Origin of the sequence: Prevotella melaninogenica (genome assembly GCF_018128065.1) — a bacterium.
In the GTDB taxonomy this organism is placed as follows: Bacteria; Bacteroidota; Bacteroidia; order Bacteroidales; family Bacteroidaceae; genus Prevotella.
In genome coordinates, this window is record NZ_CP072359.1 from 941,892 (window position 1) to 955,155 (window position 13,264).

At 41.3% G+C, this 13,264-nt stretch carries 9 protein-coding genes and 1 pseudogene; 9 read left to right on the forward strand and 1 reads right to left on the reverse strand.

The features are described from left to right. The first annotated feature begins 62 nt into the window (after positions 1 to 62). Both J5A56_RS03895 and J5A56_RS03900 read left to right on the forward strand, forming a co-directional pair. Positions 63 to 1,478 (forward strand): tetratricopeptide repeat protein, encoded by a 1,416-nt coding sequence (locus J5A56_RS03895; protein WP_021672326.1) that lies wholly within the window; start codon positions 63 to 65, stop codon positions 1,476 to 1,478. Between the two features lie 1,210 nt (positions 1,479 to 2,688). Further along, positions 2,689 to 3,956: pseudogene (locus J5A56_RS03900) on the forward strand (MFS transporter). Positions 3,957 to 4,043: 87 nt separating this feature from the next. On the opposite strand, the gene mutY reads toward J5A56_RS03900, so the two are convergent. Further along, positions 4,044 to 5,048, reverse strand: coding sequence for an A/G-specific adenine glycosylase (gene mutY / locus J5A56_RS03905; protein WP_021672324.1), 1,005 nt, complete (start codon positions 5,046 to 5,048; stop codon positions 4,044 to 4,046). A 198-nt stretch (positions 5,049 to 5,246) separates the two neighbouring features. Here mutY and J5A56_RS03910 point away from each other — a divergent pair, with 198 nt between their 5' ends. The 7 genes from J5A56_RS03910 (at position 5,247) to rodA (ending at position 12,835) form a co-directional block, all read left to right on the forward strand. Beyond that, positions 5,247 to 5,618 (forward strand): hypothetical protein, encoded by a 372-nt coding sequence (locus J5A56_RS03910; RefSeq protein ID WP_021672323.1) that lies wholly within the window; start codon positions 5,247 to 5,249, stop codon positions 5,616 to 5,618. 206 nt (positions 5,619 to 5,824) lie between these two features. After that, positions 5,825 to 6,421 carry an MGS-like domain protein gene (locus J5A56_RS03915; RefSeq protein ID WP_021672322.1) on the forward strand — a complete coding sequence of 199 codons (597 nt, stop codon included), beginning with the start codon at positions 5,825 to 5,827 and terminating at the stop codon, positions 6,419 to 6,421. 46 nt (positions 6,422 to 6,467) lie between these two features. Then, entirely contained in the window at positions 6,468 to 7,490 is a 1,023-nt protein-coding gene (locus tag J5A56_RS03920) for a rod shape-determining protein (protein ID WP_021672321.1), read from the forward strand. 12 nt (positions 7,491 to 7,502) lie between these two features. Beyond that, a complete protein-coding gene (mreC, locus tag J5A56_RS03925; RefSeq protein WP_021672320.1) occupies positions 7,503 to 8,387 on the forward strand; it encodes a rod shape-determining protein MreC in 885 nt (294 codons plus the stop codon). Positions 8,388 to 8,499: 112 nt separating this feature from the next. Then, positions 8,500 to 9,000: a rod shape-determining protein MreD gene (gene mreD, locus J5A56_RS03930; RefSeq protein WP_021672319.1), complete on the forward strand. Its 501-nt coding sequence runs from the start codon at positions 8,500 to 8,502 to the stop codon at positions 8,998 to 9,000. A 3-nt stretch (positions 9,001 to 9,003) separates the two neighbouring features. Then, positions 9,004 to 11,370: a penicillin-binding transpeptidase domain-containing protein gene (locus J5A56_RS03935; RefSeq protein ID WP_021672318.1), complete on the forward strand. Its 2,367-nt coding sequence runs from the start codon at positions 9,004 to 9,006 to the stop codon at positions 11,368 to 11,370. Further along, on the forward strand, positions 11,360 to 12,835 hold the full coding sequence (gene rodA / locus J5A56_RS03940; RefSeq protein ID WP_021672317.1) for a rod shape-determining protein RodA: 1,476 nt from the start codon (positions 11,360 to 11,362) through the stop codon (positions 12,833 to 12,835). Before J5A56_RS03935 ends, rodA begins: the two co-directional genes overlap by 11 nt. Positions 12,836 to 13,264: the final 429 nt, after the last annotated feature.

Here is a 13,264-nt window from a genome sequence, read left to right on the forward strand (position 1 = left end):
CCATGATAGGCGTCTTAATTAATAATACTGTTTACTGAATTACAAATTAAAGGGTAAGAATTATGAAAACAAAGAAATATTTGATAGCTGGAGCCTTGATGTTGGCAATGTCAACTCCAGCAATGGCACAGGAAGTAGATTATGCAGTAGCACTTAAGCCTATCGTGGCTGCTATTGAGGCTGCACCAAACGATCCAAAGGCTGCTAAGGATCTCATTAAAGAGTATCAGAAGACCTTTAAGAAGAGTGAAGAGGCTATTGTTGCCTTGGGTAATGTATATCTTTTGCAGCGTAATTATGATGCAGCAACAGAGATAGCAAATAATGTTATCAATAACAAGAAATTCAAAGGTAGTTTAGGTTATGTTCTTTTGGGCGATATTGCTGCTCTAAAGGATTCAATCGGTAATGCTGGTGCAGCTGCAACACAGTATCAGAATGCGATTACTGTAGACCCACAGAATGTAGTAGCTTACGAGCGTTATGCAAAGGTTTTCCGCCATGTAAACTCAAAGGTTGCTGTTCAGAAGCTCGAAGAACTTCGTAAGGTTAAGCCAGACTATCCTGTTGAGGCAACAGCAGCTGAGATTATGCTTAGCGATGGAAAGTACAAGGATGCATTAGAGTGGTATGCTAAGGCTAACCCAGCTAATATGACAGAGGATAACTTCTATAACTATGGCTTTGCTGCTTACATCACTAAGGATTATCAGAAGTCTTTGGATGTTGCGAAGCAGGGTTTGCAGAAATTTCCAAGCAGTGAGTATCTGAGTCGTATTGCTATGATGGCATCTGTTGAGTTGAAGGATTATGCTTCAGCTGTCAACTATGGTAAGGTCGTATTTGCTGGTTCTGGTAAGAAAGTTGCTAACGACTACGATGTCTATGCAAAGGCACTCTGTGGTGCGCAGCAGTATGACGAGGCAATCAGCACTATCAATAAGGCACTTGAGGTTGATAAGAATAACGTTGAGCCTTTGAAGACATTAGCGTCTATCTATGCTGCACAGGGTAATGATGATAAGGCACTTGAGGTTCAGCAGGAGTATCTTTCAAAGAGTAAGAAAGCTACTAACAATGACTGGGCAACACTTGCTAACACTTACGTTGCTAAGGCAGAGGGCATAACAGATCGTGCTGCAAAGAACGAGGTTTTGGCAAAAGCACTTGATGTTTATGAGCAGATGGTTTCAAAGTTCCCAACTATTTCTGACTGGGTTTGGTTGAACCAAGCTAACGTTGCTCAGTTGATGAACGACCCAGATAAGGTAGCTGAAATCTATCAGAAGGTGGCTGATTATGAGGAGGCTAAGCCAACTCTCGATGAGGATAGCAAGAGTTATTTGGAGAACGTGTACTATGGTCTCGGCTACTATCACTCAAAGAAGGGTAATAAGCAGCTTGCTGACGAGTACTTCAACAAGGTACTGAAGGTTAATCCTAACAATGAAGGTGCTAAGAAGGCTTTGGGTATGTAATTATCTGAAACAATCATAAGAATAAGAGAGCGATGGTCATAATGACTATCGCTTTTTTTGGTAATATGATGTGTTTAAAGTTATACTGTATTTTTAATCAACAGCTTTTGGATGTTTTCGACTCTTTGTGACTCAGTAGGGAAATGGTAAGGAAATAGGATTCTTCCAAACGTTGAAATGATAATGATACCCAAATAAGAGTTTTTTACAAATAATACAAGAGTAGTTTTTGTTTTAGTTTGCTGTCATTTTTAACATTTCATGTATCTCTTTGGTATATAGCAGGTTAAGATGTCACTTCCTGTGACAGGAATGACAGCAAATTTATTTTGTGGTTTGAAGGGTAATACCGATGTAGACTGATTTGGGGTCAGCTGGAATTATAATTTTGATATATAATTTTCCTATTTACATTTGCGTTTTTAGTGTCTTATCCTATTCTTTAAAGAGTTGGTCTTGTCGTTTTCTTTCATTGTGCAGGTGCTTAGCACATGATGTGCTGATGGTATACACCAATGGTGCGGGTGCTTAACACCATTGTAAAGTGTTGTTTGTGCTTGACAAATCTGTTATAAGTAAAGTTGAAGTAGATGTCGAAGTTTGTTTATGTCTATGAGTTTGATGGCTCTATGAAGAAGCTGCGTGTCATATGAGTTTTTTGTCAGTATTGTGCTTGAGGGTATTACTTACTATTAGGAAGGAAGCATATCACCTTGATTTCTAATATAAACCATCGTTAGCATTATGCTTCCTTATCGTGTTACTCTAAGTTTCTCTATGTCCAATAGAGAGGGTCGAGTGTATTAGAGTCGTTTCATGTTTACGTATAATGTCTGAGTTGAAAGGAAATGAAAGGCGTAAGTAATAAACTAATCAATCAAATCCTCTTGTTTACAAAGATAAGATAAAAATCTCAATGGTGCTTTCAAGAAAAGCGAAAATCATTGGTTTATAATGTATAAATTATCTTTTTATTCTTTTTCGTGAGGTTTAACCCATCTTTATCTCGTTAATTTTGTGTATCTTTGTCATCGTTTGAAAGGCTACAAAACTACGTATGTAGTGATGTTCGACTTGCCTACTTTACCCTACCTATTCCTTTTGGTTACAGGTTTGATGTTTCCTCTTAAAGGTCTGCTGAAAGTTAGCTGTGGAAAACGGACACCTTGCAAGCAATAATGATAATAACAGAATGAAAACGCCAAAAGCAGTGAACACTGAACGAAAGATTAGTCCATGGGCATGGATACCTTCGCTTTATTTTGCAGAGGGTTTGCCTTATATTGCAGTAACCGTATTGTCCCTTCAAGTCTATATGCAGATGGGGCTGTCAGATGCCGAAGTGACCTTTTACACTTCATGGCTTTATCTTCCTTGGGTTATAAAGCCATTGTGGAGCCCTTTTCTTGATTTGATTAAGACGAAGCGGTGGTGGATTATCATTATGCAGATGCTTGTCGGGGCAGCTTTTGCTGGTGTTGCTTTTACCGTTAACACTTCGTTGTGGCTTCAGGGAACAATCTGTTTCTTCTGGTTATTGGCATTCAGTAGTGCTACACATGATGTTGTTGCCGACGGGTTCTATATGATGGGACTTAACCAGCACGAGCAGGCTTTTTTGTAGGTATTCGTTCCACTTTTTATCGTATTTCAATGGTTGTAGGCAAGGGCGGATTAATTGCGTTTGCAGGCTTTTTGCATAAGCAGTTTGATGTTCAGTGGACGTGGTCACTTGTTTTCTATGGGTTGATGGCACTCTTTATGGGGCTTGCGCTCTATCATCGTTTTATTCTTCCACGCCCATCTGAAGATACTGATAAGGAACAGGTATCTGCCGCTCAACTATTTCATAGCTTTGGGCAGACTTTTGTCTCTTTCTTCGAAAAAGAACAAGCATTGACAACTATCTGTTTTCTATTGCTTTTCCGCTTGCCAGAAGCATTGATTATTCCAATTTCTCAACTCTTCTTGCAGGCATCAAAAGCTAAAGGCGGATTGGCACTTTCAGAGATAGAATATGGTACGGTGAATGGCGTTGTTGGTGTGGCTGGACTCTTGATTGGTGGTATAATTGGTGGAATGATGATTAGTCGTGATGGCTTGAAACGCTGGATATGGCCAATGACAGCAGCTATCACATTGCCCAACTTAGCCTACGTCTATTTGGCTTATATGCTTCCTGATAATGTAATCGCAATCAGTATAGCGGTTTTTATTGAGAATTTCGGTTATGGTTTTGGCTTTAGTGCCTATATGCTCTTTATGATTTATTTCAGTCAAGGCGAACACAAGACCAGTCATTATGCTCTCTGTACGGGTTTTATGGCGTTGTCAATGATGATTCCAGGCTTGTTCGCGGGTGCCTTGGCACAGGCAGTAGGGTATAAATGGTTCTTTGTTATTGTGATGATTGTTTGTGTTCTTCCCTTCTTGGTGGCTCATCAGCTGCGAATTAATAAGGACTTCGGAAAGAAATAACAGCTGGGCTGGGCTACGAGGCTGTGCCTCGTAGTAGCGGACCATGGGTGAGGATTTGATGAATCATGAGAGAGGGAAGGGAGAACCTTAGGTGGGGATTTCTTTTAGCAGAATCTCAATAAGGCGAGGCAAGGCGTAGTTATCAAGGCTTTGCCTTTTAATCCAGATGAAGTCTGAGGGTAGTTGTGGGCGCGACTTTGGTTGCCAAAGATAGATGTCAGCAAGGAGAATTTGATGAGTAAGAATGTGTTTTATCCCTTTTTGTAATAGTTGCGCTTCTGTTTCCCACACATTGTTAGTAGCAGATGTAAGCTGTTCTGCTTGTGGAAGTTCCCATAATCCCTGCCAAATATCACCTGCACCACGTTGGTGGATAGCTAATTCTCCTTCATATTCAATATACAGATAGGTGAAATGACGTTCTCGTTGTTTCACCTTCTTGCTCTTTACGGGTAGTTCATTCATACGTTGTTCACGGAAAGCAATGCAGGTTTCGCATAGTGGACAAGTTGTGCAAGATGGAGAAGATGGTGTACACTGAATGGCACCAAAGTCCATTATAGCTTCGTTGTAATCAGCTGGTTCGCTTGTTGGCAAAAGAGATTGAGCAAGTGTTTGAAACTCTTTTTTTCCTTCGGTGCTGTCAATAGCTGTGGTAATTCCATAATAACGAGAAAGTACACGATAGACATTGCCATCCACTACGGCTACAGGTTGACCAAAGGCAATAGAAGCAATGGCAGCAGCCGTATAGTCCCCTACACCTTTTAGTGTCTTTAATTCCTTGAAAGTCTGTGGGAACCCACCTAATTCAACTACCTGCTGTGCAGCTTTGTGGAGGTTTCTCGCACGAGAGTAGTAGCCCAAGCCCTGCCAAGCTTTTAGCACCTCGTCCTCTGTGGCGGCTGCAAGATTGTTGACAGTAGGCCATTGCGCTATAAAACGTTCCCAATAACTCATGCCCTGTGCGATGCGAGTTTGTTGTAGAATGACTTCACTAAGCCAAATAGCGTATGGGTCATTTGTTTCTCGCCAAGGCAGAGAACGTCCGTTATTTTTGAACCATTGAAGAAGTGTTGCTGCGAAATTCATGGAACAAAGGTAGTTAAAAAGTAGAAAAAGAATGAAAAGTAACGTTGGGTTTTGTTGGTAAAATCATTATTATTTCCTATTTTTGCCACGACTATTACCCTTAAAGGGCGGTATTTGATGTTACTTTCGATATAGAAAGGTATTATAAGGACAAGCCAAAGATAGGGAGAATAATTAAAAAAGTAGGAGTTATAAAAGATGAGAAACAAGGTGAAGAAAATGGTATTGGGGCTTGCCCTCATAGTGGCAATGCTGTCGGTAATCTCATGTGCAACACGAGAGTCAGCTATTAACGACTTAGAGAATTTTTCATACGAATTGCGTGATAATAGCCAGTATTATACTGCTAAGAAGTGGCGTAGGGCTATTGATAAGTTCGGTCGTATCCGTCGTGAGATTTCACGCCATGATTATACAGTTGCAGAACGCCAGCGTATTGGTAGACTCGAAGGCGATTGCGCTCGTTATATGGTACGAGGAGCCAAGGATGGCGTGGTGAATAGTGTCTTTGGTCTTGGAAGTGAAATCCAAGGTGTCTTAGATGCATTCGGTGTCAAGCGCAAGGATTAGACTTAAGAAAGTAATTGATAGATATTAAGAAATGCTGTACAGTTTTCAATAAGCAGAACTTGAAGCAGATAGAATAAAACAAAAGAAGGCAGCTTATTAGACTTAAATCAAATAGTTGCCAACCTTTTGTTTTTTTTTGATTTAAAATATTGTTTAGTCGCTTATAATTAGTAACTTTGCACATCAAATCCATAAAATGTTTTACAATGGCTGGTAAAAAACAAATTAAGACTGCTCTTATTTCGGTCTTTCATAAAGATGGACTTGAGGATTTGCTCAAGAAGTTAGATGAAGAAGGCGTGAAATTCCTCAGTACCGGTGGTACACAGGAATTCATCGTGTCATTAGGATACGAATGTCAGAAGGTTGAAGACGTCACATCTTACCCTTCTATTCTTGGTGGTCGTGTGAAGACACTTCACCCAAAGATTTTTGGTGGTATTCTTTCTCGTCGTGATAACGAAAGTGATCAGGCACAGATGCAGGAATATGATATTCCATACATCGACCTCGTTATCGTAGACCTTTATCCTTTTGAGCAGACGGTAGCCAGTGGTGCCAGTGCAGAGGAAATCATTGAGAAGATTGATATAGGTGGTATCTCGCTGATACGTGCAGGAGCAAAGAACTTCAAGGATGTTGTTATTGTGCCAAGTAAGGCGGAGTATCCTGTGTTGCTTCAGATTCTCAACACAAATGGGGCTCGTACTGATATTGAAGATCGTAAGATGTTCGCTGAACGTGCTTTCGGCATTACCAGTCATTACGATACAGCTATTCATCGTTGGTTTGCAACAGAATAAGTACACATTAGATAGGAATATACATTTATAAAAAAGACATATATTAATGGGATTATTTTCATTTATCCAGGAAATTGCTATGGACCTGGGAACGGCAAACACAATTATTATCAGTGATGATAAGATTGTTGTTGATGAGCCGTCAGTAGTAGCACTGGACCGTCGCACAGATAAGATGATTGCTGTGGGTGGTGATGCAAAGATGATGTACGAGAAGGAACATCCCAATATTCGTACAATCCGCCCTTTGCGCGACGGAGTTATCGCTGACTTTACAGCTTGTGAGCAGATGATGCGTGGACTTATTAAGATGGTTCACAGTGGCAATCGTTTCTTCTCACCTTCATTGCGTATGGTAATCGGTGTTCCATCAGGTTCTACTGAGGTTGAACTTCGTGCCGTTCGTGATTCAGCAGAACACGCTGATGGTCGTGATGTCTACCTTATCTTTGAGCCAATGGCAGCTGCCCTCGGTATGGGTCTTGATGTAGAAGCTCCAGAGGGTAACATGATTGTTGATATCGGTGGTGGTAGCACTGAGATTGCAGTCATTTCTTTGGGTGGTATCGTATGTAATAACTCTATCCGTGTAGCAGGTGATGACCTCACTGCGGATATTCAGGAATATATGAGCCGTCAGCATAATGTGAAAGTCAGTGAGCGTATGGCAGAGCGTATTAAGCTCCATGTCGGTTCGGCACTGACAGACCTTGGCGAAGAAGCACCAGAGGATTACATTGTACATGGCCCTAACCGTATCACAGCACTTCCTATGGAGGTGCCTGTATGCTATCAAGAGATTGCTCATTGTCTTGATAAGACCGTTGCAAAGATTGAAAATGCCGTTCTTTCAGCATTGGAGAATACACCGCCTGAGCTTTATGCTGATATCGTAAAGAATGGTATTTACCTCAGTGGTGGTGGTGCATTGCTTCGTGGTATCGACAAGCGACTGACTGATAAGATTAACATTCCATTCCATATTGCTGAAGACCCATTGCACAGTGTGGCTAAGGGTGCAGGCATAGCATTGAAGAACGTAGACCGTTTCTCGTTCTTGATGAGATAACAACTAACGTTCATGCACAATCTGACAGAGTTCCTTGCTAAGTACAAGCATTGGTTCTTGTTCGTTGCCCTGGAAGTCTTGAGTATGGTTCTTCTGTTCCGATTCAACGACTATCAGGGCAGTGTGTGGTTCACGTCAGCGAACTACGTAGCAGGTTTGGCTTATGAGGAAAGTTCAAAGATCACATCTTACTTGACGATGGGTGAGGTGAATGAGGCTTTGACCAAGCGTAATCTTGAACTGGAACGTCAGGTGAGAGAGTTGTCAGAACAGCTATATGACAAGACGAAGGACTCTACTTTCCTTCATAAGGGGCAATATCGTTTCCTTTCAAAGTTCCGATTGGTACAAGCAAAGGTTGTAGCCAATTCGTTGGATAAACCTAATAACTTTATCACTATCAACAAGGGAACATGGGATGGAGTACATAAGGATATGGGTGTAGCCTGTGGAAATGGTGTTGTGGGTATTGTCTATATGGCAGGTATTCATTATGCTGTTGTAATTCCTGTGCTGAACTCAAAGTCAAACATCAGCTGTTCTATTCAGGGACGTGACTATTTTGGTTATCTCCATTGGAATGGAGGCGCATCTGATGTTGCTTATCTGGATGATGTCCCTCGTCATGCAAAGTTTAAGTTGGGCGACCGTGTTGTAACGAGTGGATATTCTTCTGTATTCCCAGCTGGTGTATTGGTAGGTAAAATAAAGCATGTCTACAATTCGGAAGATGGACTCTCTTATCGCTTACAGATTCAGCTCTCAACAGACTTTGGTAATCTACGTGATGTCTGTGTGATAGATGATGCTTCTATTAGAGACCAACGCCAGATTATTAAGGCGGCACAAGATTCTATCAAACCGCTTGAGGACCAGATAGGAAATGGGGCACAGTAATAATTGATGACCAATATAACTTGGCTTTATAGGAGGTTGGATAATTGCACCTTGTAGACTATTTTTTACTTGGGTGTGAGCCATTTCCCTCCATTGATTTACGAAAGAAAGAATGAATATAGATTTCCTAAAACGTTTGCTTTGGTTTGCTGTATTGACAGTAGCACAGGTGTTTGTCCTTAATCACATCCATCTGTTTGCTGTTGCCACGCCATTGCTTTATATCTATTTCATCCTTCTTTTCCCTCGTAATTATCCTCAGTGGGCTATGCTGTTATGGGCGTTTTTAATGGGTCTTACGATTGATACCTTTTCAAATACACCCGGTGTCGCAGCAGGGTCACTGACATTAATAGCTGCCTTACAACCTTATGTATTGCAACTATTTATCCCTCGTGATAGTAGTGAAAACTTCCAGGCAGGTATGGATACGCTTAGCATGCCGCAGTACACGTGGTATGTGTCAATTTTTACCTTAATATATAGCGTCGTTTTCTTCACTTTAGAGATGTTTAGTTTTTTTAATGTGATTGAATGGCTATTGTGTATTGGTGGTAGTTCATTACTCACGCTTATTCTTATTCTTGTTGTTGAGAACGTAAGGAGGCGATAAGAAATGAAGAATTATGATTTAGAGAAACGTCGCCTCGTGCTTAGTGCGGTTGCAATAGGTATTGTGGTGATATATACTATACGTCTTTTTGCTCTTCAGATTGCCAGTGACGACTATCGGAAGAGCGCTGACTCTAATGCTTTTTTAAAGAAGATAGAGTTCCCATCACGTGGTTCAATCACTGATAGGAATGGTAAGCTGTTGGTCTTTAATCAGCCAGCTTATGACATTATGGTCGTTACCAACGAGATGAAAGGGCATCTTGATACGCTTGAGTTCTGCAAGGCATTGAACATAACTAAGGCTGATTTCATTAATAGAATGATTAATCTCAAGGATAGAAATAAGAATCCAGGTTATTCTCGATTCACACAACAACTATTCTTGAGTCAGTTGAGCGATAAAGAGTTTAGTGCTTTTCAGGAGAAGCTCTATCGTTTCCCAGGCTTTTATGTACAGAAACGTAGTGTTCGTCAGTATCAACGAGCTATCGCTGCACATATTCTTGGTGATGTAGCCGAAGTAAGTCAGGGCGATATTGAGGATGATGAGTACTATCAACCAGGAGATTATATTGGTAAGATGGGTGTTGAACGTGAGTATGAGAAAGACTTGCGTGGAGTTAAAGGCGTACAAATACTTTTGCGCGATGCGCACGGACAGATACAAGGACGTTATCAGAATGGAAAGTACGACCAGCGCCCACACCCTGGACGGGACATACAACTTGGTCTTGATGCTGAACTACAAGCACTTGGTGAGCGATTGATGGAAGGAAAGTTAGGGGCTATTGTGGCTATTGAACCTAAGACAGGACAAATTTTGGCAATGGTTTCTGCACCGACTTTTGACCCTCGTATGATGATTGGTAAGCTACGAGGAAAGTACCAACGTGAGATGACGCTTGACCCAGCAAAGCCCTTGCTCAATCGTGCTATAATGGGACAATATCCTCCTGGTTCAACTTTTAAGACGGGACAGGCTGTTACCTATTATACAGAAGGTGTTGTATCGGATTCAACACGTTACCCATGTCATCGTGGATTCTATTTTAAGGGACTTCATGTAGGTTGTCACCCACATGCTGCTCCCATCTCATTGGTGCCAGCTATAAGTACCTCTTGTAATAGTTATTTCTGTTGGGGACTATATCACATGCTTTCCAATCGTAGGAAATATAAAACCTTGGAGGATGCGATGAACGTATGGCGCGACTATATGGTATCCATGGGCTTCGGTTATAAGTTGGGTATTGACCTCCCCGGTGAGAAGCGAGGTATGATTCCAAATGCGAAGTTCTACGATAATGCTTTTAAGAGATGGAACCCCCTTTCAGTTATTTCTATTTCTATTGGACAGGGTGAGGTCAACCTTACTCCATTGCAAATTGCCAACCTTGGAGCTACGATTGCCAACCGTGGTTATTACTTAACACCACACGTTGTACGAAGTATTCAAGGAAAGAAGCTTGATAAGAAGTATGTAGAAAAGCATCGCACAAAGGGTAGTCTAAGAGCTTATCAAGAAGTAATAGCAGGTATGATTTCATCAGTACGTGGTGGAACTTGTGCGCATGCGGTTCATCCTGGTTACTCTTTGGCAGGTAAGACAGGTACAGCTCAGAACCGTGGTAAGGACCACTCTGTGTTTATGGGCTTTGCACCTGTTGATACTCCAAAGATTGCCATTGCTGTTTATGTTGAGAATGGTGGATTTGGTGCTGACTTTGGTGTCCCTATCGGTTCATTGATGATTGAGCAGTACATCAACGGAAAACTTACTCCTGGCGATGAAGCTCGTGCTACTGCGTTGCAAAATCGTCATATCTCTTACTCGTTTAAGCGTCCTTTGTCTCACGCTGATTCTATTCGTCTTGATTCTATCAAACGTGTGAATATCATCAGAGACTCACTGAAGAAAGTCAAAGAGAAACAGGATTTGGCTGATGCAGAGAGATTAAAAGAAGCTAAAGCAAAGAAAGATGCTGAGGATAAGGATAAGAAAAAGCAACCTCAGAATGAGCCTGCTATCCGTGTTGAAACAGAAACAAAAGTAAAGACAGAGAAAAAAGACAAGGATAAGGAAGGAGATAAGAAAGGGAAAGATAAGGAGAAAAATAAGGAAAGTCATAAGGAAAACAAGGATAAACCTAAGGTGAAAGAAAAGCCTAAGGAACCGCATAAAGATAAACCGAAGGAGCAACCGAAGGCGAAGCCTAAAGAGCAAGTAAAAGAAAAAAACAAGGAGCAGCCAAAGGTGAAACCTAAGGCGCAAGTAAAAGATAAACCAAAGGAACAACCCAAAGAGAAATCAAAGGTTCAATCCAAGGATAAACAAAAAAGCAAGGAGAACGTAAAGCGTGCCAAGTAATTATACAGCAGATAGACAACCAGGAGTACTTCGTTCATTAGATTGGTGGACGATTGGTATCTATATAGCGTTACTCACCTTTGGGTGGGTAAGCGTCTGCGGTGCGAGCTATACTTATGGCGATACTGAAATCTTCTCGCTTTCAACCCGTTCGGGTATGCAGATTGTGTGGATTGCTACTTCCATCTGTTTAGGTTTTGTACTGCTGATGATGGACGACCGTTTCTATGACACCTTCGCTTACGTCATCTATGGTCTGTTAGTACTCCTTCTCTTTGCCACAATCTTTAATCCTCATAGTATTAAAGGTTCTCGATCATGGCTTGTTTTGGGACCATTACGACTGCAACCTGCGGAGTTTGCCAAGTTTGCAACGGCATTGGCAATAGCTAAATTTATGTCGGCTTACGGCTTTACGATGAAGAACTGGAAGCATTTTGCAGGTGCTTGTGGTATCATCTTCCTGCCTATACTCTGTATTGTCGGGCAGCGTGAGACAGGTTCAGCCTTGGTTTATCTCTCTTTCTTCCTCATGCTTTATCGTGAAGGAATGTCTGGCGCATTCCTCTTCACAGGACTGGCAATGGTTGTTTACTTTGTTGTTGGAATCAAGTATGAGGAGATATTGCTATGGGATACGCCCACGTCTTTAGGAAAGTTTGTCGTCCTCTTACTCGTACAGATATTCTCCTCGGTGATGGTATGGGTCTATGTGGGAGATAATGGGCGCATGCGTCTGCTGCTGACTTATGTCTTTGGAATTACAGGACTTGCCTTACTTTTCTCGGAGTTTGTCATTCCATTTGATATTGTTTGGGTGCAGCTGGTTCTATCAGCATGTTTGATAGGCTATTTAGTTTATAATGCGATGAACACTCGCTTTGCAAACTACTTCTATATAGCGTTGTTTGCTTTAGGTTCAATCGCCTTTTTCTATTCGGCAGACTATGTGCTAAATGATGTCATGCAACCCCACCAGCGTGTGCGTATCAATGTTCTTTTAGGGTTAGATGAGGACCTCGCAGGAGCTGGCTATAATGTGCATCAGAGTGAGATTGCCATTGGTTCTGGAGGATTACAGGGTAAGGGCTTCTTGAATGGTACGCAGACAAAGTTGAAGTTTGTACCTGAACAGGATACCGACTTTATCTTCTGTACGGTAGGTGAGGAGGAGGGTTTCCTCGGTTCAGCCTCGGTACTTGTGCTATTTCTTTTCCTGATACTTCGATTGATGTACCTTGCCGACCGACAACCCTTTAAGTTCGGGCGAGTCTATGGGTATTGTGTCGCGGGAATCTTCCTATTCCATGTCTTTATTAACGTCGGAATGGTATTGGGACTAACGCCGGTTATTGGTATTCCGTTACCTTTCTTTAGTTACGGAGGTTCCTCCTTATGGGGTTTTACTTTGCTTTTGTTTATTTTTCTTCGTATCGATGCAGGGCGTAATCTTATCCGTCAGTAGGGGATAGGATTGCGCTTGTATAGTTCTAATACGCACTTAATGTGAATTCTCTTTGGGCATATAATACCGCATTTGTTTTAGAAGAGTAATCCTATATATTACATAATCTTTGTTTGCAGGAGGTAGTATAGATTTCTGCTAATAATAAGTTAGAACTGTTTTCCATAACATTTTGTAAGTTTTTTGTGGTCAGCACCATTGGTGTTAAGCCTCCACACCACATGTGCTAAGCCTCCACACCACTTGTGTTCGGCATTATCACTATTGTTGATAGTGGGGAGTAAGGAGTACCATAATCATTAAATAAGATGTAGTAAGACACTGATGCTTAATTTATATGAGAAAGGTTTTATAGAGAACTGATAATTGTGGTTTGGTTACGTCTGATATCGTATACTCGGTTAGCACTGCTTATTTATGTTGATTTGT

Excerpts from the sequence above, each read along its gene's own strand:
- J5A56_RS03895 (WP_021672326.1), top strand. The coding sequence starts at position 63 with ATGAAAACAAAGAAATATTTGATAGCTGGAGCCTTGATGTTGGCAATG.
- mutY (WP_021672324.1), bottom strand. The coding sequence starts at position 5,048 with ATGAATTTCGCAGCAACACTTCTTCAATGGTTCAAAAATAACGGACGT.
- J5A56_RS03910 (WP_021672323.1), top strand. The coding sequence starts at position 5,247 with ATGAGAAACAAGGTGAAGAAAATGGTATTGGGGCTTGCCCTCATAGTG.
- J5A56_RS03915 (WP_021672322.1), top strand. The coding sequence starts at position 5,825 with ATGGCTGGTAAAAAACAAATTAAGACTGCTCTTATTTCGGTCTTTCAT.
- J5A56_RS03920 (WP_021672321.1), top strand. The coding sequence starts at position 6,468 with ATGGGATTATTTTCATTTATCCAGGAAATTGCTATGGACCTGGGAACG.
- mreC (WP_021672320.1), top strand. The coding sequence starts at position 7,503 with ATGCACAATCTGACAGAGTTCCTTGCTAAGTACAAGCATTGGTTCTTG.
- mreD (WP_021672319.1), top strand. The coding sequence starts at position 8,500 with ATGAATATAGATTTCCTAAAACGTTTGCTTTGGTTTGCTGTATTGACA.
- J5A56_RS03935 (WP_021672318.1), top strand. The coding sequence starts at position 9,004 with ATGAAGAATTATGATTTAGAGAAACGTCGCCTCGTGCTTAGTGCGGTT.